The sequence below is a fragment of the Microbispora siamensis genome, from assembly GCF_016863095.1.
In the GTDB taxonomy this organism is placed as follows: domain Bacteria; phylum Actinomycetota; class Actinomycetes; order Streptosporangiales; family Streptosporangiaceae; genus Microbispora; species Microbispora siamensis.
In genome coordinates this window covers 173678-193602 of the sequence record NZ_BOOF01000009.1, presented here as the reverse complement: position 1 = coordinate 193602, position 19925 = coordinate 173678, and the positions used below count along the sequence as shown (strand labels likewise).

Annotated in this window: 18 protein-coding genes; 4 read left to right on the top strand and 14 right to left on the bottom strand. The window is 71.8% G+C overall.

Annotated features, from left to right (window positions below):
• The first annotated feature begins 57 nt into the window (after window positions 1-57).
• Window positions 58-1179, top strand: coding sequence for an alpha/beta fold hydrolase (locus Msi02_RS10810; protein ID WP_204048206.1), 1122 nt, complete (start codon window positions 58-60; stop codon window positions 1177-1179).
• 20 nt (window positions 1180-1199) lie between these two features.
• Complete coding sequence (locus tag Msi02_RS10805; protein ID WP_204048205.1) at window positions 1200-3695, top strand: GMC oxidoreductase; 2496 nt, start codon at window positions 1200-1202, stop codon at window positions 3693-3695.
• On the opposite strand, the gene ligD is transcribed toward Msi02_RS10805, so the two are convergent.
• Window positions 3680-4879: a non-homologous end-joining DNA ligase gene (gene ligD / locus Msi02_RS10800; RefSeq protein ID WP_204048204.1), complete on the bottom strand. Its 1200-nt coding sequence runs from the start codon at window positions 4877-4879 to the stop codon at window positions 3680-3682. The genes Msi02_RS10805 and ligD overlap by 16 nt on opposite strands.
• 161 nt (window positions 4880-5040) lie before the next feature.
• Between ligD and Msi02_RS10795 the strand changes: the two genes are divergently transcribed.
• The gene (locus Msi02_RS10795) at window positions 5041-6429 is read left to right on the top strand and encodes a cytochrome P450 (RefSeq protein ID WP_204048203.1); all 1389 of its coding nucleotides are present in this window, start codon (window positions 5041-5043) and stop codon (window positions 6427-6429) included.
• Window position 6430: 1 nt separating this feature from the next.
• Here the strand turns inward: Msi02_RS10795 and Msi02_RS10790 are convergent, their stop codons facing one another.
• From Msi02_RS10790 to Msi02_RS10730, 13 genes are all read right to left on the bottom strand, one after another.
• Complete coding sequence (locus Msi02_RS10790) at window positions 6431-8752, bottom strand: DUF4132 domain-containing protein (protein ID WP_204048202.1); 2322 nt, start codon at window positions 8750-8752, stop codon at window positions 6431-6433.
• Between the two features lie 47 nt (window positions 8753-8799).
• Window positions 8800-9180, bottom strand: coding sequence for a hypothetical protein (locus Msi02_RS10785; RefSeq protein WP_239108291.1), 381 nt, complete (start codon window positions 9178-9180; stop codon window positions 8800-8802).
• Between the two features lie 104 nt (window positions 9181-9284).
• A complete protein-coding gene (locus Msi02_RS10780; RefSeq protein WP_239108290.1) occupies window positions 9285-10295 on the bottom strand; it encodes a sugar phosphate isomerase/epimerase family protein in 1011 nt (336 codons plus the stop codon).
• The gene (locus tag Msi02_RS10775; protein ID WP_139575261.1) at window positions 10292-11086 is read right to left on the bottom strand and encodes a GntR family transcriptional regulator; all 795 of its coding nucleotides are present in this window, start codon (window positions 11084-11086) and stop codon (window positions 10292-10294) included. Before Msi02_RS10775 ends, Msi02_RS10780 begins: the two co-directional genes overlap by 4 nt.
• Window positions 11087-11147: 61 nt before the next feature.
• A complete protein-coding gene (fabG, locus tag Msi02_RS10770) occupies window positions 11148-11912 on the bottom strand; it encodes a 3-oxoacyl-ACP reductase FabG (RefSeq protein ID WP_204048200.1) in 765 nt (254 codons plus the stop codon).
• 9 nt (window positions 11913-11921) lie between these two features.
• A complete protein-coding gene (locus tag Msi02_RS10765; protein WP_204048199.1) occupies window positions 11922-12923 on the bottom strand; it encodes a phosphotransferase enzyme family protein in 1002 nt (333 codons plus the stop codon).
• A gap of 61 nt (window positions 12924-12984) precedes the next feature.
• On the bottom strand, window positions 12985-13689 hold the full coding sequence (locus Msi02_RS10760) for a microcompartment protein (RefSeq protein WP_239108289.1): 705 nt from the start codon (window positions 13687-13689) through the stop codon (window positions 12985-12987).
• The gene (locus tag Msi02_RS10755) at window positions 13682-13966 is read right to left on the bottom strand and encodes a BMC domain-containing protein (RefSeq protein WP_079317476.1); all 285 of its coding nucleotides are present in this window, start codon (window positions 13964-13966) and stop codon (window positions 13682-13684) included. Before Msi02_RS10755 ends, Msi02_RS10760 begins: the two co-directional genes overlap by 8 nt.
• 15 nt (window positions 13967-13981) lie before the next feature.
• On the bottom strand, window positions 13982-14227 hold the full coding sequence (locus Msi02_RS10750) for a EutN/CcmL family microcompartment protein (protein WP_079317478.1): 246 nt from the start codon (window positions 14225-14227) through the stop codon (window positions 13982-13984).
• Window positions 14227-14820, bottom strand: coding sequence for a hypothetical protein (locus Msi02_RS10745; protein ID WP_204048198.1), 594 nt, complete (start codon window positions 14818-14820; stop codon window positions 14227-14229). Before Msi02_RS10745 ends, Msi02_RS10750 begins: the two co-directional genes overlap by 1 nt.
• Window positions 14817-15431 (bottom strand): BMC domain-containing protein, encoded by a 615-nt coding sequence (locus Msi02_RS10740; RefSeq protein WP_079317482.1) that lies wholly within the window; start codon window positions 15429-15431, stop codon window positions 14817-14819. The genes Msi02_RS10745 and Msi02_RS10740 overlap by 4 nt, the downstream gene beginning before the upstream one ends.
• 1 nt (window position 15432) lies before the next feature.
• Window positions 15433-16926 (bottom strand): aldehyde dehydrogenase family protein, encoded by a 1494-nt coding sequence (locus Msi02_RS10735; RefSeq protein ID WP_239108288.1) that lies wholly within the window; start codon window positions 16924-16926, stop codon window positions 15433-15435.
• Window positions 16923-18191, bottom strand: coding sequence for a class-III pyridoxal-phosphate-dependent aminotransferase (locus Msi02_RS10730; RefSeq protein WP_204048197.1), 1269 nt, complete (start codon window positions 18189-18191; stop codon window positions 16923-16925). Before Msi02_RS10730 ends, Msi02_RS10735 begins: the two co-directional genes overlap by 4 nt.
• A gap of 223 nt (window positions 18192-18414) precedes the next feature.
• On the opposite strand from Msi02_RS10730, the gene Msi02_RS10725 reads away from it, so the two are divergent.
• Complete coding sequence (locus tag Msi02_RS10725; protein WP_204048196.1) at window positions 18415-19917, top strand: APC family permease; 1503 nt, start codon at window positions 18415-18417, stop codon at window positions 19915-19917.
• The last annotated feature ends 8 nt before the right edge of the window (window positions 19918-19925 follow it).

Genomic DNA, 19925 nt, shown 5'->3' with positions numbered 1-19925 from the left:
ACGATGCCGCCGGTACGGGTGGTCCTGGGATCGTAAACCCGGCAGAAAGGCGATCGGATGGAACACCGCATACCCCGGTTCACGCTCGACGGCGTGCGGGAGGCCGAGGTCACGGTTCATCCGTTCGCCACCGAGGACGAGCTGGGGTTACAGCTCACCCGGTTCCGCCGCGACGACACGCCGGCGCAGGGGGCGCCGGACGACGTCGTGCTGCTCGTGCACGGACTGACCTCGTCGAGCGACATGTTCATCATGCCGGAGCACACGAACCTGGTCGGGTTCCTGCACGACAGCGGGTTCGGCGACGTGTGGACGCTGGACTTCCGGATGAGCAACAGGTTTCCGTACACGATGGAGACCCGCAGGCACACGCTGGACGACATCGCCCAGTACGACCACCCGGCAGCACTGCGCGAGATCCGCCGCCACGTGGGGGCGCGGCGGATCCACGTGGTGGCCCACTGCCTGGGGTCGGTGACCTTCCACATGAGCCTGTTCTCCGGAGCCGTGAGCGGGATCGCCAGCGTGGTCGCCAACAGCGTCGCGCTGACGCCCCGGGTGCACCCCTGGGCCCGCCTCAAGCTCGCCCTCGGCCCCGCGCTGCTGGAGTACGGCACGGGCCTGCCCTATCTGGACCCGCGGTTCAGGGACGCGCCCCCGCTGACGCGGCGGTGGCTGCTGGCCCGCGCCGTCTCCTTCTTCCATCCGGAGTGCCGGGAGGCGGCCTGCCACATGCAGAGCTTCATGTGGGGCAGCGGCAGGCCCGCGATGTACCGCCACCGCAACCTGACGCAGAGCACGCACCTCCACGAGCGGCTCGCCGACCTCAACGGCGCCTGCGACCTGCACTACTACCGGCACGTGCGGAAGATGGTGGCGGCCGGGCGGGCGGTGAAGTACGACACCGGCGACCCGCGGTACGCCGCGCTGCCGGACGACTACCTGGTCAACGCGGCCGACGTCGACACGCCGATCCTGTTCCTGACGGGCGACCACAACGACGTCTTCACCGACTCCAACATCGTCTGCCACCGCGTCCTGTCGAAGGCGGCGCCGGGGCGGCACGAGCTGCGGATCCTGCCCGGGTATGGGCACATCGACCCCCTCATCGGGGCGAACGCGCACCGGGACGTCTTCCCGCACATCCTTGACTTCCTGAAGCGACACAGCGGTCGCTGACGCGACACCGAGAGATCACTATGGAACACGTCGACGCGGTCGTGGTCGGTTCGGGTTTCGGCGGCGCGGTCGCCGCCTACCGCCTCGCCGAGGCGGGGTTGTCGGTGGTGGTGCTGGAGCGGGGCAGGGCGTACGCGCCGGGCGACTTCCCGCGCGGCCCGGCCCAGCTCGGCCGCGCCTTCTGGGACCCGGCCGAGGGCCTGTACGGGATGTTCGACATCTGGAGCTTCTCCGACTGCGACTCGGTGGTCGCCAGCGGTCTCGGCGGCGGCTCGCTCATCTACGCCAACATCATGCTGCGCAAGGACGAGGACTGGTTCGTCCACGAGCAGGCGCTGCCCGGCGGCGGTTACGAGTCGTGGCCGGTGACCAGGGCCGACCTCGATCCGCACTACGACGCGGTCGAGCGCATGATCGGCGTGTCGCCCTACCCGCTGAGCCACCCCGGCTACGACGACACGTTGAAGACGCTCGCCATGCGGGACGCGGCGGCCGAACTGGGGCTCGACTGGCGGCTTCCGCCGCTGGCCGTCAGCTTCGCGCCGTCGCCCGGGGCGAAGCCCTGCCAGGGCACCCCGATCGCCGGGGCGGCGTACGGCAACCTGCACGGCGTGCCGCGCCGTACGTGCCGGTTGTGCGGCGAGTGCGACCTCGGCTGCAACGACGGAGCGAAGAACAGCCTCGACCACACCTACCTGTCGGCCGCCCGGCACCACGGCGCCGACCTGCGGACCCTGCACGAGGTGCGGCGCATCAGGCCGCGCGTGGGCGGCGGCTACGACGTGCAGTACGTCGAGCACATGCCGCGCAGGGACGAGGCGGGCGAGGAGCCGGACGGGCTGCCGCGGTGGACCGGGCCGCACACGATCAGCTGCGACCGGCTCGTCCTGGCCGCCGGCACGTACGGCACGTCCTACCTGCTGCTGAAGAACCGGGCGGCCTTCCCCGGCCTGAGCGGGACGCTCGGCACCCGCTTCTGCGGCAACGGGGACATGCTGGCGTTCCTGCTGCGGGCGACCGACCGGAGCAGGACCCGGCCCATCCGGGCCAGCCGCGGACCGGTCATCACCAGCGCGATCCGGCTCGACGACGGCGCGGACGGGCGCGGCGCCTACATCGAGGACGGCGGCTATCCCGAGTTCGTCGACTACCTGGTCGAGGGTGCGGACCTGGGGCCCGGCCGGATCGCCCGGTTCCTGCTGCGGCGGCTGCGCAACGTCCTCACCCACGACACCAACCTGTCGGCGGAGTTCGCCGACCTGATCGGCCGGGGCGAGCTGTCGGGCACCTCGCTGCCGCTGCTGGGCATGGGCCGCGACGTCCCGGACGGGAGGCTGCGCCTGCGCGACGGCCGCCTCGACGTGGACTGGACGGCCGAGACCAGCGAGGACTACTACGAGCGGCTGCGCGCGATCATGCGCAGGATCGGCGACGTGCTCGGCGCGGAGTACGTGGACAGCCCGCCGTGGTGGCGCAGGCGGGTCATGACCGTGCATCCGCTGGGCGGGGCGCCGATGGGCCGCCATCCGGGCGAGGGGGTCTGCGACGCGTACGGGGAGGTCTTCGGCTTCCCCGGGCTGTACGTCGCGGACGGCGCGGCCCTGCCGGGGCCGGTCGGCGCCAACCCGTCGCTGACGATCGCCGCGCTCGCCGACCGCATGAGCACCCGGATCCTGGAGACCCGCGCGTCCCTGGCGGCATCCGCCGTGGAGTTGTCCGCCGTGCCGCCGATCGAGGTGGGGGCGCAGGCCGTGCCGGTGGGGACGGTGGCGCGGCCGGCGGCGCCGGAGGTTCAGGAGACGATGGGAACACCGGAAACACAGGCCGGTCCGGAGGCGCCGACGGCCGTCTCCGGCGGCCGTCCCTTCGCGGCCGGGCCCGCGGACGAGCCGAGCGTGTTCGAGGGCCGGACCTCGCTGTGGTTCGTGGAGGAGATGCGGGGGCTCCTGATACCCGGCCCGCCTGGCCCGCCCGGCTCGCCCGGCCGTACGGCCCGCGGGAGTGCGGCCGGAGGGTTCCCGTTCTCCTTCCGCCTCACGATCACGATCGACGACATCGACCGTTTCCTCACCGAGTCCGAGCACGAGGCCAGGGCGGAGGGCTGGATCGAGGCCGACCCGTGCGGCGGCAGGCGGCCGCTCGCCCGGGGTTCGTTCAACCTGTTCGTCCCCGGGGACACGGCCGGGCAGCGGCGCATGTGCTACCGGCTGCACTTCTGGGACGCCGACGGCCGCCCCCGCACGCTGGCCGGGCACAAGGAGATCCTGCCGGGCGCGCCGACCCGCCTGTGGCTGGACACCTCCACCCTGCACGCCCGCCTGCTGGAGGGGCACGTCGAGGAGGACGGGGACGAGGACGCCACCGTGGTCGCCGCGGGGACGCTGCGCATCCTGCCGTCCGATCTCGTGCGGATGCTCACGACCTTCCGTACGGCCGGGCCGGACGGCGCGGCGGCCGTCGCCCGCTTCTGTCGGTTCTTCCTCGGGGAGCTGTGGGACGTCTACGGCCCCGGCTGATCTCTGCCGTAGGGGTCGTAGTCGACCTCCAGCGTTTCCTGGCCGGGCCGATCGGGCTCGGGGACGTGCCGGAGGTTGACCCGGATCCTGGTCCAGGTCGAGCTGCGCCCGCGCATCGAGTCGACCAGGACGTCGGCCGGCTGCAGGAGGCGGGCCACCTCGGGGTGGCGGGCCTTCCACCGTTCGAGCCCGGCCATCGCCTCGTCCCGCGTGGCGGCCCTGGCGATCTCGACGAGCGGCATGACGGGCTGACGCCGCCCCTGCCTGGGCGGGGCGGCGGGCCTGTCCGGCCGCGGCCCCTGGGCCTCGGCCAGCTCCAGCAGAGCCTCCAGGGAACCCGCCCGCTCGTCCATCCCGGCCCACGGGTCGCCCGTCTCTGCGTACCGGTCGGGCATCGACGCGAGTGTGAAGTCCTCCGGCCGGCACCCGGGCACCTCGCTCCAGGCCAGCGGGGCCGAGACGAGGCCGGTCGGCCGTACGGAGTAGGCGGAGGCGACGGTGTGGTCGCGGGCGTTCTGGTTGTAGTCCACGAAGACGCCCTGCCGCTCCTCCTTCCACCACCGGCTGGTGGCGACGTCCGGCTCCCTGCGCTCGACCTCCCTGGCCACGGCCTCGGCGGCGCGCCGTACCTCGCGGAAGGTCCAGCGCGGCTCGATGCGGGCATAGACGTGGAAGCCGCGCGAACCAGACGTCTTGGGCCAGGCGGTCAGGCCGTGCTCCTCCAGCACGTCCCTGGCGACCAGGGCGACCCGGACGATCTGCTCCCAGCCGACGCCGGGCACGGGGTCGAGGTCGATCCGCAGCTCGTCCGGATGGTCGAGGTCATGGGCCCGCACGGGATGGGGGTTGAGGTCGACGCAGCCCAGGTTCACCGTCCACAGCAGGTGGGCGAGGTCCCGGATCACCACCTCCTCCGCCGTACGGCCTGAGGGGTAGCTCAGCTCGACGACCTCCACCCACTCGGGGCGCTTGGCGGGCGCGCGCTTCTGGAAGAACGCCTCCCTGTCGACGCCGTGCACGAAGCGTTTGAGTATCACCGGCCGGTCGGCCACGCCGCGCACCGCACCCTCGGCGACCACCCGGTAGTAGGAGATCAGGTCGAGCTTCGTGTGCCCGGACCGCGGGAAGACCACGCGGTCCGGATTCGTGATCTTCACGATCCTGCCGTCGAGCTCCAGCGTCATGCCGCCACACTACGTCGCAGCTCCGCGCCCATCCGGCAGCACACCTGGAGCCGGGGCGCTGACATTCGCGGGCGGACGCTCTAAGATCGCCGCCCGTACCCGACATGCGGCAGGAAGGCAGGCGCAGGCCCTTGATCTCGGAAAGATGGTCCTCGTCGGCCGTGGAAGGGCTCATCTCGTTACCCCTGGAGTCCCTGCTCACCGCTGACTACGAGGCCGATCCCGCGCCCGTCCACGAGCGCCTGCGCGCCAGGTATGGCCCGGTGGCCCCGATCGACCTCCTCGGCGTGCCTGTCTGGTTCGTGCTCGGCTACGACGAGGTGCTGCACGTCATGCAGAACGCGCGCGACGTGTGGAGCAAGCGCGTGAACAACTGGCGGGCGTACGCGGAGGGGCGCGTTCCCGCCGACTGGCCGCTGCTCGCCCTCCTGCAGGCCGACAACTCGGGTTTCCACGACGGGGAGAGACACCGGGGGCTGCGCGGCGCCTGGATCGCGGGGCTCCGGCCGTTCCAGGAACCCGGGAGCGAGCAGGCGCAGCGGCTGGAACGCGCCATGGTGAGGTACTGCGACGACCTCATCGACGCGATGGCGGAAGGCGGGCCCGCCGGGCAGGCCGACCTCGCCGCGCAGTACGGGCGGCCATTCCCGCTGCTCGTCGCCAACCACATGCTCGGCGTCACCATCGAGCGGGGCGAGGACATGGTGGAGGACCAGTGGCGCCTGCTGGACGGCCCCGACTCCGCCGGGGCGTACCAGCGGTTGTACGCCGCCCTCCTGGAACTGGCGACGCTCAAACGGCAGCGGCGCGGCGACGACCTGCCGTCGTACATGATCGAGGCGAAGCCGGACCTCACCGACGAGGAACTCGCCCGCGAGTTGATGATGCTGTCCGGCTTCCTGGACTTCACCGGCAGCCTGATCTGCAACGTCATCCACGAGGTGATCAGCGGCCCCCGGCTCAGGGAGACCGTGTCGGTCGGCGCGATCGATGAGACGGTCAACCGCGTCGCCCTGTCCAACCCCGCGCTGGCCAACCTGACTTTCCGCTACGCCAGGACGGACGTGAAGCTCGGCCGCTTCACGATCGCGGCCGGCGATCCGGTGATGCTGTCCATCTCGGGCGCGCACGCCGACCCGCGGTTCGCCGACGCGCTCACCCGCGGCACCGTCCGCAGCACCCGCGCTCACCTGGCGTGGGGGGCGGGCCCGCACAGGTGCCCGAGCCAGCGGCTGGCCATGCAGATGTCCACGATCGCGGTGCGCCGCCTGCTCGACCGGTTCTCGGCGCTGAAGCCGGCGCTCCCGGCCGGCCCGCTTCCCTGGCGTCCCTCCCCTTTCGTACGCACGCTGCGTTCCCTGCCCGTGCACTACGAGCTCAGCCGGAGCTTCCCCGGCACGCCCCGGCCCGAACCCGGCGGTGAGCCGTCGCCGCCGGCCCTGAAGGACGGCGCGCAGGACGGCGCGCAGGACGGCGGGGAGGACGGCGGCGACTGGCGCCCGAGGTCCGGTCTCCGGGCGTTCCTGCGCAGGCTGCGCCGCGCGCAGTGAGTCACGGACGGATCTGACGGACGATCGTGGGGTCGGTGATCCGGGTGTCGGCGGCGAGCAGGAAGGCCTTGGACACGATGACCGACAGCATGCCGCCGTCCTCCTCGAACGGCAGGAAGACCCGGTTGCCGGACCCGCGTGGGACGATGCACAGATAGGCGTCGTTGGGCTCCATCAGAATGTTTCCCGACCCGAGGTGGATCCTGTACGTACGCAGCTCACCCCGCACCACCAGGAAACGATCCGTCAGCGCGCACCGATCGGCGATCGCCAGCCGCGGCAGCAACCGGGCGAGCGCGTCACGGCGCACCCGGGCGTTCTCGGACAGATCTCCGAAGCCGTAGGACTGCCAGTAGTCCCGCAGCCCGTCCACTCCCCGGTCGAGCCACTCCGGATCGGCGCCGATCGACGCGACCGCGACGAACAGGTCCACATCGCGCATCGCCTCGCTGAACACCAGCGGCGGCACCTCGGCGAGCCGCGCCTCACGCCAGCCGTCCTCGGCCATCCGATGGAAGCGGACCTCGCCGGTGGTGGCGTATCCGTCCTCGTGCCAGAGGTAGTCGTGGAGGAACGTCGCCCACCAGCCCCCTCCGCCCAGCACCCGCCTGGCCTCCCCGTCGCCGCCGCCGTCCCACGGCCCGAGATAGCCGGCCTGCCACCCACGCTGCTTGAACAGCGCGTACAGCTTGTGGTAGCCGACCACATGCCCGGCGAACCGGTTGGAATAGGTCCCGGTCGCCTCCTCGGCGGGCGTCAGCAGGTACACCTCACGGAACGCCTGCTTGAACGGCTGGCGCAGCTCCTTGTCCTGCACGATCTCGCGCCAGGCCCGCACCTCGTCGGGCGTGGCGCGGGCGGGGTGCCACAGCCGCACGGGGACGTCCGGCACGGTCAGCCCGAGCTCGCTGCGCCACACCCCGGGCGACACCTCGAAGTCCCAGATCAACCGGTCCGCGACCGGGTGTCCCTCCAACTGCCGGTAGGGCGGCGCGACCTGGTGGGCGTACCCGGCCTCCAGCGCCCTGACCAGGGTCGCCTGCTGCCGCCGGGCCTGCTTGGCCAGCTCGCGCAGCCGCTTGACCTCCTCGGGGTGCTCCCGTTTCACCGCGGCGGGGACCGTCTTGAGCTTCCTGTCCCCGTGCCACCACGACAGCTCGACCTCGCCCTCGATGGAGATGACCGCGGTGTGCTCGCCCAGCGCCTGCCGTACGCGCCCGTCCGGCAGCCGGAAGGCGACCTCCACCCGGTCGGCCAGCGCGGGTTCGATGCGCTTGAGCATGCGGTCGAGCTGCTTGGGCACCCCCGCGTGCCGGGTCACCTCCCTGGCGGCGCGCAGGGCCGAGACGGCCTCGGGGGTCGGGTGGTCCTCGGCCGCGCGGGCGATCTCGAACAGCACTCCCTGTGAGGGCAGGGTCTTGGCCTTGGTGGGCGCCACCGCGACGCCGCGCACCAGCCGTTCCAGCGGCCCGGGCAGCCAGGGCTCGTCCCGGAGGAGCGCGATCCGCACGGCGCGGCCGATGGTCCCCTTCTCCCCCACGCCGAACGCCTTCTCCGCCCGATAGGGCAGCTCCCCGGCGTGGATCGCGGCGACGCGGGCCGCGGCCGCCTCCACGGTGCTGCGGACGAAGGCCACGTAGCCGGGAAATGCGCTCAGCCGCTCCCGGGCGTCGGGGAGCGGCGGCGGGACGTCCCTGTAGAGCGGGCCCGGGGAGATCTCCTCCACGAACTCGGCGAACAGCGCCCGCTGTGCCGCGTCCCAGCCGAGCAGCAGCTCCACCTCGGCCACGGCCAGCGGCCCGCGGCCGGCGGTGAGCCGCTCGGCCACCTCGGCGTCCAGCCCGGCGAGCCCGGCGGCCGCCAGCAGCGAGAAGGGCTCACTGAGCCGATCCTCCTGGAGCAGGCGCTCCACCACGGCGCGGGCCGGATCGGCCAGCCGGTCGAGCGGCGCGCCCGCGGGACACCGGAGCAGCGCGCCCACCCCGAGCCGGATGTCCGCCCGTCGCCCGGTCATGGCGTCGAACAGGGCGGCGCACGCCTCCGGCGTGAACAGCGGCTGACGCTCCCTCACCTCCTTTTCGACCTCCCACCGCACCAGAACGGCATCGGCGTTCTCCATGTCGACGCGATACACCGCGGGGAGCAGCGCTCCCAGCTCGTACGCGCTGAGCTGCGAGGCGTCGAGCCCCTGCGCGGCCCGCGTGGTGACGCCCGCCATCAGGTCCTCCAGGAGCCGCGCCCGCTGGGCAAGCCTCGCGGCTCCCGTCATCAGGTCGTGCAGATACCGCGCCCGCGGGGACAGGGGTGTGCCGTGGAGGTTCATGACCGGACCTGCCTGCTGATCGTCGAGTCGGGGACCGGCGTCCAACGTCAGCCTCCGGCCAGGGGGACGAGCTTGACGAACGACACCACCGGATCGGCCGTCAGGTCGATCTCCGTGTCGAGGTCCTCGATCTGGCGGTCGCCGACCAGCAGCAGGAAGCCGTTCCGGGCGAAGGCGGCCTCGGCGGCGTCGGCCTGCCTCTCCCAGTCGAGCGTTCGGGTGGTGCGCATGCGGTAGCCGTTCAGCTCCGCCTCGGCGTCCGTCGGCGTGATCAGACTGCGGAAGTACGGCGCGGGAGACGCGTTGTGCCGGGCCACCTCCTCGCGGACGCGCAGACGCACCAGCTCACGGGCCGTGATCCGGCCGGGCAGGTCCGGAAGGGAGAACTCGGCCAGAGCGCGGCCTGTCGCGGTCTCATCGCGAAACATCACTGACGCCATCGAACGACTCGTTTCCGTGAAGATCAGAAGATGGCGCCATTCATAGCAGTGACGGACGACAAACAAGCCGCGACCGGCGGCTGACGGGTGGATCAGGCGAAGCCGGCGGCGCGGAGTGCCTCGCCGAAGGCGGTGCGGTTGGCCCGCTGGTCGGCGACGGCCCGCGCCAGAGCCTCGGCGTCCGAGGCGCGGAAGGCCGGGACGTCCTGCTCGATCACGATCCAGCCTTCGTAGCCCGACCGCCGCAGCTCGGCCAGCACGGCGGGCAGGTCCAGGTCGCCCTGCCCGAGCGGCGGGAAGCCGCCCGCCGCGACCAGGTCCCACAGGTCGCCGCCGCTCGCGCGGATCCGGGCGAGGACGTCCCGGGAGGCGTCCTTGACGTGCACCTGGCGGATGCGCGAGGACCAGTCGCGGATCGCCGCCACCGGGTTGCCCCCGGCCAGCCACAGGTGCCCGGTGTCCAGGCACAGCGAGACGTCGGTCAGGTCGAGCAGCCGCTCGACCTCCTCCGGCGTCTCCACGTCGGTGCCCAGATGGTGGTGGAAGACGGGTTCCAGGCCGCGGTCGCGGCAGCGGGCCGCCGCCTCACCGATCCGCCCGGCGTACGCCGGCCAGTCGCCGTCGGGCAGGGAGAGCCGGGGGTCGGCGGGCATGCCGGGGCGGGCGAACCGCTCGGGCCGGTCCGGGCAGGCGAGCGTCGGCCGCGGCGCGAAACGCGAATCGGCCGCCCCGGCCACCCGTGCGTCTCCTCCGGCCTCCGAGCCGCCGGACGCGGCGCCGAGCGCGGCGTCGCGGGCGGCGGTGAACACGTCGAGAGCGGCGTCCAGCGCGGCCAGGTCCGCGCGGAAGCCGTCCGGGTCGTCGTAGCGGAGGTCCACCCAGCCGCCGGCGAGCCCGAGACCGTGCGCCGCGAGCCGCCCGGGCAGGGTCCGCGCGGTGCCCAGGTAGCCGATCGGCCCGGAGTCTGTGCCGTCGTACCCTGCCTCGCGCATCGTCGCGAGCAACTCCTGCGGCCCCAGCGGCGCCCCGTCGGGCCGGTAGACGCCGAAGTTGACGGGCGCGCTCGCCACCCGCACCGCCCAGGGAGCCGCGTGCGCCGTCACCCCGTCACCTCCGGGAAGCGCACGAGCCGGCCCTGCTCGCGGGCGGAGTGCGTGGCGCCGGTCGCGCCGCTCACGTGGACGAGGACACGGGTGCGGTCACCCCGGAAGACGTCCTGGGAGAACTCGAAGGCCCGGCCCTGCTCGTCGGAGGTCGTGCGGGTGATGGCCAGGACCGGCACGCCGGGCTCCACGCCGAGCACCGCCGCCTCCTCCTCCCCCGCCGCCACCGCCTCGATGCGTTCGAGCGCGTCGGCAGGGCGCACGCCGTACCGCTCGGCGAGCAGCTCGTATACCGACCCGCCGAGAGGCTGCTCCAGCAGTCCCGGGAAGCGCAGCGCGGGGAACCGGGCCTGCTCCAGCGAGAGCGGCACCCCATCGGCGAACCTGATGCGGACGATCTCGGTCACCAGGTCGCCCGGCTGCATGCCCAGGGCCGCGGCGGTCGCTTCGTCCGCGCCCGCGATCGTGGCCCTGACCACCCGCGACCCCGCGGTGAAGCCCTGCTCGCGCAGCAGCGCCGGCACGCCGACCACGCTCGACAGGTCGCGCTCCACCTTGCCGCCGCTGACGAACGTCCCGCCGCCCCTGCCGGGCACCCGGCGCACCGCGCCCGCCTGCTCCAGCAGCCCGAGCGCCTGGCGCAGCGTCGTACGGCTGACGCCCATGCGGGTGGACAGCTCGCGCTCCGAGCCGAGCCGCTGGCCCGGCCGGAGCTCGCCGCTCGTGATGAGCCGAAGGACCTCCCGCCGCACCGCCTCGACCGCGCTCTCGCCATCCAGGTCGCGGGACACCTGCTCACCCTTTCCGTCTCACAGGGACGAACCATGACAGAGCATGGGTGGCCCGATTAGATCACAACCCACTCATCGCATCCTGCGATTCGGGCAGGACCTGACCGCCGTCCACGACGAGCGAGTGCCCGGTGATGAACGCCGCCTCGTCGGTGGCGAGGAACAGGCAGGCGTTGCCGATGTCCTCGACCGAGCCGAGCCGGCGCATCGGGATCGCGGCCTCCATCCCGCGCAGGTAGTCGTCCCCCAGGTCGGCCAGTCCCTCGGTCAGGATGTTGCCGGGCAGGACGGCGTTGACCGTGACGCCCTTCGGCGCCAGCTCGATCGCGGCGGTGCGCATGAACCCGAGCTGCCCCGCCTTGCTGGCGCCGTAGTGCGACCAGCCCGGCAGGCCGGTGAAAGGACCGGTGATGGAGGAGGTGAGGATGATCCGCCCGTGGCCGGACGCCTCCAGCGCGGGCAGGCAGGCGCGGACGCAGAGCATGGCGCCCTTGAGGTTGACGCCGAAGACCTCGTCGATGTCGGCCTCGGTCATCTCGGCGAGCTTCTTGTCGGGGAAGATGCCGGCGTTGGCGCACAGCACGTCGACACCGCCGTGCCGCTCGGCCGCCGTCTCGGCGATGCGCTCGCAGTCCGCGGCCCTGGACACGTCCGCGACCACGTACGACGCGCCGATCTCGGCGGCCGCGGCCTTCAGCGCCTCCTCGTCCCGGCCCGCGATGAGGACGTTCGCACCGGCGCGGGCGAAGACCCGCGCGATGCCCTTGCCGATGCCCTTGCTGCCGCCGGTCACGACGACCGACCGCCCGGCCACTGGGGTGAACACATGGACTCCTTAGAGTGATCCACTGAGATAGCGCTCGGCCAGCTCGCAGCTGCCCTGGGTGTAGCCGGCGCCGAGTTCCTGGGCGACGTCGGCGGCCGAATGGGAGCCGATCCACGCCACGAGGAGGAGGCGGCGGAACATGATGAACGTCCAGATCTCGGCCTCGTCCTCCTTCGGGAGGTCGAGCACGGACCGGTAGCCGCGCACCCACGACTCCGCCATGTGCGGCACCTCGGGCCGGTGCTCGATGAAGCTGACGGCGGCGCCGAGGTCGTAGAGGTACCAGCCGAGGCCGCAGTCGTCGAAGTCGATGACGCTGGTCCCCGCCTGGCCGTCCACGAGCAGGTTGGCCAGGCGCAGGTCGGCGTGGATGAGCCCGTACCGGTCGGGGCCCTTGCCGAACCGCTCCAGCCTGCGGCGCAGCTCGGCCTCCAGCCGGGCGAGCACGACGTGCGCCTCCCGGTCCACGCCGACGCCGTCCTGCCACCTGCCCCAGCGCGCCTGCGGGCCGAAGGCGGCGTCCAGGTCCCAGTGGAACCGGGTGAAGGACGCCGGCCTCGCCCATGCGCGGGCGTGGCGGTGCATGCGGGCGGTCAGCGCGCCCAGCCGTTCGAACTCCTCCACCAGCCGGTCCTCGGCCGGCTCGGCGCCCGGAAGGAACTCGAACATCACGCAGTGGCGGGGCTCGGAGCCCGGTTCCCGCATGGTGACGACGCGCGACCCGTCGCGGGCGGGCAGCACGCGCGGCGTGACGATCCCGGCCTCGTCGCGCAGCGCGTCCAGCCAGGCGAGCTCGCTGGCGATGGCCTCCAGCGAGTGGTAACCGAGCCGGTGGACCCGCAGGATCGCCTGGCGCCCGCCGTCGCCGACCGTGAAGGTCGCGTTCTCCGAGACGTTGAGCAGCGTTACGGAGGCGTCAGGGGAAACGTCGTAGTGTCGAAGGGCGCGGCGGGCGACCCCCTCGATGCGGGCGAGGACGTCGTCGCCGCCGGACAGGTCGTGGACCTGCATGCGTTCTCCTAAAGGATCCTGTGGAAGTGTCCGTCAGATCTTCCCCCGCGCCCCCGGATTCCTAGTGGTCGCGGCCCTCGACGGATTCGAGGACGCGGACGATGGCGTCCCTTGCCGTACGCACGGAGGAGGAGCGGCCGCTGATGTAGAGCCGCCCGGCCGACCCGATCATCTGCACGTCCACCAGCGTGATGTCCGGCGCCGCCGCCTCGGCCTCGTTGGCCGCCACGGTGGCGAACAACGCCGGGGTCATCTCGCAGACCAGCAGCGTCTCCCCCGGCAGGACCATCGAGGCCTGCCGGTTGCGGTTGATGAGCACCGCGTGCTGGTCCGTGATGTCCTCGATGACGTCGGTGTAGAGGATCCGGGGCCGCAACTGGTCGCCCGCCGAGGCGCCGATGCCGTCGAGGATCGCCTGCCCGGCCCGCCGTACCTCCTCAAGAGAGGACCCGTGCACCTCCAGCACGCCGAACTGCCGCTCGACGAACAGGATGCCGGGCTCGACGGACGGCACGGCGCGCAGGGCGAGGTCGATGACCCGCTCGATCGCGAGGCCGGGGGCGACCTCCACGATCAGCGCGTGCTGCCCCTCGTACGGCGGGTAGCCCCGGGCCCGGGTGGGCGCGGCCATCGCCGCGGTGAACTGCCGCCGCAGGTTCTCCACCAGGAGGTAGACCCGCAGCTCCGCCGTACGCCGCTCCGCGGGGGCCGCCGCCTTGGCGGCGGCACGCGCACGGGAACGGGGGGCAGGGGGGGCGCTACTCACCGGTCGAGAGGTTGAACGCGCGGGCGAGGTCGGCGTGCGGGCGCGGGATGACGTGCACCGAGACCAGCTCGCCGACGTTCGAGGCGGTCTCCGCCCCGGCCTCGGTGGCGGCCTTGACCGCGCCGACGTCGCCGATGACCGTGACGGCCACCAGTCCCGACCCGACCTGCTCGCGTCCGACGATCGTGACGTTGGCCGCCTTGACCATGGCGTCGGCGGCGGCGAGCGCAGCCACGTAGCCCTTGGTCTCGATCAGGCCGATCGCGTTGTTGGCCATGTGCCTCTCCTTCGGTTAGACGGTTTCGTCGATGGAGCCGATGATCAGTGCGTCGATCGGCGGGGACTTCTGGGCGGGGAACCAGGAGGCGGCCACCGAGCCCTGCACGATCAGGACCCGCTCGCCGATTCCGCTGCCGAGCACGTCGAAGGCGATCAGCCGGGCTCCCCCGTCGAGTTCGACTTCGAGGAACGCGCCGGCCGGGATGCCCTCGACCCGTTTGGTGGACCACACGCTCGACGTGACGGTGCCGCGCAGCATCAGTCCTCCCTCTCCACGGCGAGCCCGCAGGCCCGGGCCCGTTCCCTGGCGAGCGGCGTGAGCACCGCGCGGCGGCCGAGGACCAGCCGGGCGCCCGCGGCGGCGGCCGCCGCCACGTGCCGCTCGGTGACGGCCCCCTTCTCGTGCCGCACGACCTCCTGGCGTACGGTCTCCTGCCGTACGGCCCCCTGGGCGGCCTGGGCGGGCTGAGCGGGCGGGGCGGCAGGCGCGGGGGCGGCCAGGCGGAACCGCAGCCGTCCCGACCGCAGGGCGGCGGCGCGGGCCGGGTCCGCCGCGAGGTCGAGGACCCGCAGCGCGAACGCGTTGAGGTCGTCGTCGCCGCCGATCACGACAGGTTCGGCCGCGGGCGCCGCGCCGGGCGTCTCCGCGGTTGCACCGGGCACGTGTCCGGCCGGCGCGGTGGCCATGGACACGTGCCCGGTCCGCCCGCCGGTCGCGGACGCGTCACCGGGTGTCCCCGGCGTGGCTGCTCCGAACCCGGTCGGCCCGGTCGCGGCGGAGATCGCGGGGAGGAGGTCGCGCAGCACCTCGCGGACCAGCAGTCGCAGCTCGTCGGCCGGGAGCGCGGTCATCGCACGGCTCCCGCCCTGTCGCCCAGCACCTGGCGGGCGGCGTCGGCGGCCTGGCGGACGTCGGACTCGCGGCCGGACAGGTACACCCGGCCCGTCGCGCCCATCATGCGGTAGTCCACGACCTTGATCTCCGCGGCCTTCTCGGCCTCGTTCACCGCGAGGATCGCGTACGACGCGGGCTGGCACTCCAGGACGAACAGCGACTCGCCCGGCAGGGCCAGCGAGCCCACGCGGTTGCGGTTGATGAGGAAGGCGTGCTGCCCGTCCAGGCTGGAGACGATCTCGGAGGCCAGGATGCGGGGCGCCACGGCGTCGGCGGCGCTCGCGCCGAGCGCGTCGAGCACGGCGTCGGCCGCCGCCCGCACCTCCCCGATCTGTCCGTGGAACTCCAGGTAGCCGAACTGCCGCTCGACCACCAGCACGCCGGCCTTCACGTCGGCGTGCTTGAGCGCAACGTCGGTCAGCGGCTCGATGTCGAGCCCTGGGGCGATCTCGATGATCTGCGCGGCCTGGTTCAGCCGGGGCAGCGCGCCGCGCATCCAGGTGCCGAGGTAGCACATGGTCTGCGGCTGCAGTTGGTCGATGAAGATGAAGGAACGCAGCTCGGCCATGTCACGACCTCACCAGCGACGCGAGCTCTTCGAGGATGAGCCGCCTGATCTCCTCGCGCAGCACGTCGGCCTGTGGGGCCGGGGCCGCCGGGGAGGCGGGAGCCGTACGCGCGTTGGACGGCTCGGGGTAACGCGGCACCGGTCCGTCGGGCGGCGACCACGGATCGAGCCCGGCGAAGTCGCCGAACGGCGCGTCCACGTGGTAGGCGAGCTTCGTCCAGTTCACCAGGTTGCCCGGCTGGAGGTTCTCCCCCGCCGACGAGCCGCCGACGTAGCCGGTGCCGATCGTCATGGAGATCGGCAGGTTCGTGTGGACGCCGGAGCCGCCGAGGCTGTTGCCGGAGTTGACCGAGACGCGCAGCACCGGCACGGCCGCGCCGTACTCCATGATCGTGCGGGAGTCGGTGCTGTGGATCGCGGCCGAGTGGCCGGCACCGCTGATGCGCAGCACGGCCCTGGCCGCGTCGATCCCGGCCCGCGCGGACGGCACGCGCAGCAGGGCGAGCACCGGGCAGAGCTTCTCGTGCGCCAGCGGCTCCTCCGGCATGGGCCGGTCGATCGGCGCGAGCAGCACGCGGGTGCCGGGCGGCACCCGTACGCCGGCCTGCTGGGCGATCCAGGTCGCGTCCTTGCCGACGAAGCGGGTGTCGAAGCGGCCGCCGGGGAAGACGGCCTCGCGGACCCGGTCGCGGTCGGCGGGCGACAGCAGGTGAGCGCCGCGCATCAGCGACACGAGCCGATCGGCGACCGCGTCCTCCGCGATGAGCACCGACTCGTTGGTGCACAGGATCGAGTTGTCGAAGGCCTTGCTGTCCACGATCAGCCGCGCGGCCGACTCCAGGTCGGCGGTGCGGTCCACGAACACGGGGACGTTGCCGGGGCCGACGCCGAGCGCGGGGTTGCCCGAGCGGTAGGCGGCCCGCACGACCGGGGTGCCACCGGTGGCGACGATCACGTCGACCCTGGGGTCGGCCATCATCGACTCGATCAGCGGCAGCTTCGGCTCCTCGATCACCTGGATCACGCCGTCCGGCGCGCCCGCCTCGGCCGCCGCCGCGGCGAGGGTTCGCGCGGCGTCGGCGCAGCACTCCTTGGCCATCGGGTGGGGGCTGATGACGATCGCGTTCCTGGTCATCAGCGCCAGCAGGATCTTGAAGTAGACGGTGGCGACCGGGTTGGTCGACGGGGTGAGCGCGAACACCACCCCGGCCGGCCGCGGGATCGAGACGATCTTCTGGGCCGGGTCCGTGCGCGGCGACACGTAGTCGTGGCCGGCGTACTCCTCGACCAGGCCGGTGGAGCAGGCCACGTTCTTCAGCGCCTTGTGCTCGGCGACGCCGAAGCCCGTCTCGCGCACGGCCCACTCGGCGTACCGGGTCGCGTTGTCGGCACCGGCCCTGGCCACCGCCGCGACGATGCGGTCCACGCTCGCCTTGTCGTACCGGGCGAAGGCCCGGGCGGCCCAGCGTGCCCGCTCCAGCATCCCGGACGTCACTTTCCAGCCTCCTTCGCGGCCCGTGCGATCGCGACGGCCGTACGGTCGAGCAACTCCTCGGTGAGCACGGGATCGATGAGGATGCCCGGCTTGTACTGCAGGACCCGGGGGTCGAGGGTGGAGAAGATGGCCCACACGCCGTTGTCGTAGAGCTGCCGCATGACGAACTTGGCGCCCTCGGGGTGGTCGAACTCCAGGCCGAAGATCAGGCCGTTCTGCCTGATTCCGGTGAACCAGCCCGGGTTGTCGTCCCTGATCCGCTCCAGCCCCCGGCCGATGACGTCGGACGCGTGGTGGACGATCGAGCGGGTCTCGGGCCGGTTGCAGATCTCCAGCGTCTTCATGGCGGCGAAGCAGCCGAGCTCGCCGCCGCCGAACGTCGCCATGTGGGCGAAGCCGTCCTCGGTCAGCCAGCCGGCGCAGCGCTCGCTGACCAGGACCGCCGCGATCGGATACAGGCCGCCGGAGATGCCCTTGCCGGTGACGAGGATGTCGGGCCTGATGCCGTGCTTGGTGATGCCCCACAGCTCGCCGGTGCGCATCAGGCCGGTCTGCACCTCGTCGGCGATGTAGAGCGCGTCGTACGTCTCGCAGAGCCGCTTGACGCTCTCCAGGTAGCCGGGGGCGGGCAGCGGGAAGCCGTACGTCGCGGGGATCGTCTCCATGATGACGGCGGCCACGTCGCGGCCCCGCAGGGCCTCCTCCATGCCGGCCAGGTCGTTGAACGGCACGTGGACGAACTCCTCCGGCCGCTCGGAGAGGAACAGCCGGGAGAAGCGCTCGTCGCCGGTGCCGACCGCGAGGCCGGTGTGGCCGTGGTACGCCTTGACAATGGAGACGATCTTGCGTTTGCCGGTCGCGTGCCGGGCCGTCTTGAGCGCGATGTCGATGGCCTCGCCGCCGCCGCTGGCGTAGATGACCTTGCTCAGCCCCTCAGGCCCGGTTTCGATCAGCGCCTCGGCCAGCGCGGTGCGGGCGAGTGAGGGGAAGTGGTGGTTGCCGATGTCGAAGTGGTCCATCGCCTGCTTCAGCGCGGCCACGACCTCCGGGTTGCGGTGCCCCAGATTGTAGGTGCCGCCGTTGAGGTGGACGTCGATCAGGCGCTTACCGGAGACGTCGTAGAGGAAGTAGCCCTCTCTGCGGTCGATGACCAGCGGAACACCGGAGTCGATCCAGAACTGGGTCTTCCCCGGGTTCCAGTACGCCGAGGACTTCTCGAGAACCTCGTCCTTGTCCGCAAAGGTGAACAGCCCGTAGTCCAGCATCCCGGTCCCATCGGTCCGTGAATCGGTAGGACCAAATAAGACACCGGTCGCACCTTAAACGTCAACGGTTCTCGTAGTGAGGACTACGAAACACCAAGGGTCTTGCCTGGGCAAACCATGGAGTGGCACGATTTGCGCACCTTGTGTGACGTGTCACACATCTCCCCCACCCCCACCATGGTCTCCCGGAGGCACTGCTTTGAGCACCTTTGAGACACAGGCGGTGACGACATCCGCCGAGACCCCGGGCGTCAGCCGGTTGCGCAAGGACGCCGTCGGGCTGGTCGGCGTCATCTTCATGGCGGTCGCCACCGCCGCCCCCATCACCGCCATGACGGGCAACGTGCCCATCGCGCTCGGCTTCGGCAACGGTCTCGGAGCACCGGCGGGCTACCTGTTCGCGACGATCGTGCTGACCATCTTCTCGGTCGGCTACACCGCGATGGCCAAGCACATCACCGCCGCCGGGGCCTTCTACGGCTACATCTCCCACGGTCTCGGCCAGGTCGCCGGAATGGTCGCGGGGATGCTCGCGACGATGGCGTACGTCGTGTTCGAGGCCTCGATCATCGGGTTCTTCGCCTACCAGGCGAGCGACACCTTCAAGACCATGGGCGGGGTCGAGATCCACTGGCTGTGGTTCGCCTTCCTCGGCCTGGCGCTCAACGCGATCCTCACCTACTTCGACATCAACCTGACCGCCAAGGTCCTCGGCGTCTTCCTGGTCACCGAGATCTTCATGCTCGGCCTGACCGCGGTCGTGACCTTGTTCCACGGCGGCGGTCCCGACGGGCTGATGGCCTCCTCGATCAACCCGGTCAACGCGTTCGCGACCAACGGCCTGGCCGCCGGCGCGGTCGGCCTCGGCCTGTTCATGTGCTTCTGGTCGTGGGTGGGCTTCGAGTCCACCGCCATGTACGGCGAGGAGTCGCGCGACCCCAAGCGCATCGTCCCCCGGGCCACGCTCGTCTCCGTCGTCGGCATCGGCCTGTTCTACACGTTCGTGTCGTGGATGGTGGTCGCGGCCAACGGCGTGAAGGCGCCGGAGATCGCCGCCAAGGAGTTCGCCGGCATCTTCTTCAACCCCACGCAGGAGATGGTCGGCACCTGGGCCGTCGACCTGTTCAAGATCCTGATCCTGACCGGGTCGTTCGCCTGCTCGATGGCGTTCCACAACTGCGCCTCGCGCTACCTCTACGCCCTCGGACGGGAGAACCTGTTCCCCGGCACCGCGAAGACCATCGGCGCCACCCACCCCAAGCACGGCTCGCCGCACATCGCCGGGTTCGTGCAGACCGGCATCTCGGTCGTGATCGTGCTGGCGTTCTTCTTCGCCGGGATGGACCCCTACATCCACATCTACACGCTGCTCGCCGTGCTCGGCACGCTGGCGATCCTCATCGTGCAGGCGATGTGCTCGTTCTCCGTCATCGGCTTCTTCCACGTGAAGAAGAAGCACCCGGAGACGAAGAGCCTCTGGCGCACGCTGCTCGCCCCGCTGGTCGGCGGCCTGGCCATGCTGTACGTCGTCTTCCTGCTGTTCCAGAACCAGGAGGCGGCGGCGGGCGACGCGTCCAACACCCTGTTCTTCAAGCTGATCCCCTACATCGTGCTCGCCTTCGCGGTGCTCGGCGGCGGCTTCGCCCTCTACCTCAGGGCCCGCAACCCGGTGAAGTACGAGATCATCGGCCGGATCGTCCTCGAGGACACGGTCGAGCGCGACTAAGGAGTACA